Below are 2,012 nucleotides of genomic sequence, written 5' to 3' on the forward strand. Positions count from 1 at the left end.
GCAGGGCTGATTCAAAGTCCTGGTGATCAAGCTCGTTGGCTGGCCAGAGGGCGTCCAAGAGGTCGAGCCTGGGTGAAGGGTCGACTCAAGATGGGGTGGAGGCCGCACAGCGACTCCGCGGGGACATCCGCTTAGGGGGCTGACCTCATGATGCTGCACAGCCCGAACGCGCGGTGCAGCCGTCATCCCTCGGTCGTGGTGCCCTGGTGTTCGTGGCCGGTGTCGAAATAGCGGTCCAGATACGCTTCCTCGTCGAGGGAACTGTCGCGCAGGAGAGAGAAGACCTCGTCTCCGTCGTCCGGCCGTCCTTCGGTGGCCAAGCGGTAGCACTGGGCCAGTTCCAGGTAGCGATGGCCGTTTTCCCTGGCATAGGTCCGGGCCTCGCCCTCTGCCCTGGCGATGGCCTGGTCCATCGAGACGGCCTGCCACAGCGTCAGGCGCTCCTCGTAAGGTGTGCCCTCCCAGGCGTCCCACTGGAACACGCAGCGAACCGCGTACCAGCCCTTCTCGTCTGCCATGTCCGCGGCTGCCATGGTGATCTCCTTGAATGACACACCACGCTGGGCGTGGTCGACGACCTGGTGCCCAGGACCTGGACAACCGCCGATTCTCACCGTCGAGAGTCGTCCATGCAATCGAATACTTGCTGTTCAGGTGCTGTCTGCAGGCGGGGCGGCAGGACTTGCCCATAGCCCGGATGATCATGTGAGTTGCAGGCAGGCGCTGGTATGGACGGCTGCTGCGGGGCCGCCACGAAAGCAACGAAACTCCGGTTGGCCCGGGTGACCGCCAAGTCGCCCGCGTCAGCCGGAGTTTCGATGTGCCGCCAGTTTGTCACCGTCTGTCTGACCAAGCCTCCGACACACGCCGAGCGTGGGGCCGGGACCCTGATGGAGCGACTGGTCGCGCTTCCCGACCCGCGCTGCCGTCGAGGCCGGCGGCACTCACTGCTGAGTGTGCTGTTGGTGGCCGCCTCGGCGGTGCTGGCCGGAGCGCGCTCCTATTCCGCGATCGGGCAGTGGGCCGCCGCCGCTCCCCAGCACGCGCTGGTCCGCCTCGGTGCCCGTGTCGTCGGCATGCTCGGCGTGCGGGTCGCGCCGAGCACCGCGACGATCCGCCGTGTGATCTCGCTGGTCTGTCCCGGCGGCCTGGCCGAGCTGACCGGCGCGGATCCGGTCGGTGCCACCTCGCTGGCCGTGGACGGCAAAGCGGCCCGGGGCTCACGTCACGACCAGGAGCCGGCAGCTCACCTGCTCGCGGCGGTGACCGGCGGCGGCCAGACGATCGGACAGCTGCGGGTCCCGGACCGCACCAACGAGATCACCTGCTTCGCCGCGTTACTGGCCCCGTTCGACCTGCACGGGGTGACGGTGACCGCAGACGCGCTCCACACCCAGCGCGCCCACGCCCGGTTCCTGGTCGAGCAGAAACAGGCGCACTACCTGCTGGTCGTGAAGGCCAACCAGCCGGCGCTGTCCGCAGCACTGCGGTCGCTGCCCTGGCCCAAGGTGAGCACCCGCCACTACCAGCGCGGACGTGGGCACGGCCGCCGTGAAACCCGCGCGGTGCGCGTGCTCACCATCACCGACCTGGGCCTGGACTTCCCCCACGCAGTCCAAGCCGCCCGGATCACCCGCTACCGCACCAACGTGAAGTCGGGGAAGCTGACCCGACAGACCGTCTACGTGCTCACTGACCTGACGCACCAGCAGGCCTCACCCCAACGGATCGGGGAACTCGCCCGCGCGCAGTGGACCATCGAGAACCGGCTCCACTTCGTGCGCGACACCGCCTACCGCGAGGACGCCTCCAAGATCCGTACCGGCCACGGACCAGAGAACATGGCCGCCCTGCGCAACCTGGCGATCAACACCCTCCGCGACCACGGCCACCGCAGCATCGCCGCCGGACTCCGCCACGTCTCCTACAAGCCCTTCACCCGCCCCCTGGACCTCCTGCAGATCCCCTGACCAGCGACGCAGCACGAGCATCAAGACTTTGAATCAGCCCTG

2 protein-coding genes are annotated in these 2,012 nt (G+C 68.0%); one reads left to right on the plus strand and one right to left on the minus strand.

The features are described 5' to 3' along the window. Positions 1-182: 182 nt before the first annotated feature. Entirely contained in the window at positions 183-518 is a 336-nt protein-coding gene (locus ACIQ7M_RS40850) for a hypothetical protein (RefSeq protein ID WP_403654236.1), read from the minus strand. A gap of 300 nt (positions 519-818) precedes the next feature. On the opposite strand from ACIQ7M_RS40850, the gene ACIQ7M_RS40855 reads away from it, so the two are divergent. Next, positions 819-1,970 carry an ISAs1 family transposase gene (locus ACIQ7M_RS40855; RefSeq protein WP_403654239.1) on the plus strand — a complete coding sequence of 384 codons (1,152 nt, stop codon included), beginning with the start codon at positions 819-821 and terminating at the stop codon, positions 1,968-1,970. The last annotated feature ends 42 nt before the right edge of the window (positions 1,971-2,012 follow it).

The organism is Streptomyces sp. NPDC096324 (genome assembly GCF_044763015.1).
In the GTDB taxonomy this organism is placed as follows: domain Bacteria; phylum Actinomycetota; class Actinomycetes; order Streptomycetales; family Streptomycetaceae; genus Streptomyces.

Bases quoted from the DNA above. Each gene is read 5' to 3' on its own strand.
- ACIQ7M_RS40855 (WP_403654239.1), top strand. From the start codon at position 819: ATGTGCCGCCAGTTTGTCACCGTCTGTCTGACCAAGCCTCCGACACAC.
- ACIQ7M_RS40850 (WP_403654236.1), bottom strand. From the start codon at position 518: ATGGCAGACGAGAAGGGCTGGTACGCGGTTCGCTGCGTGTTCCAGTGG.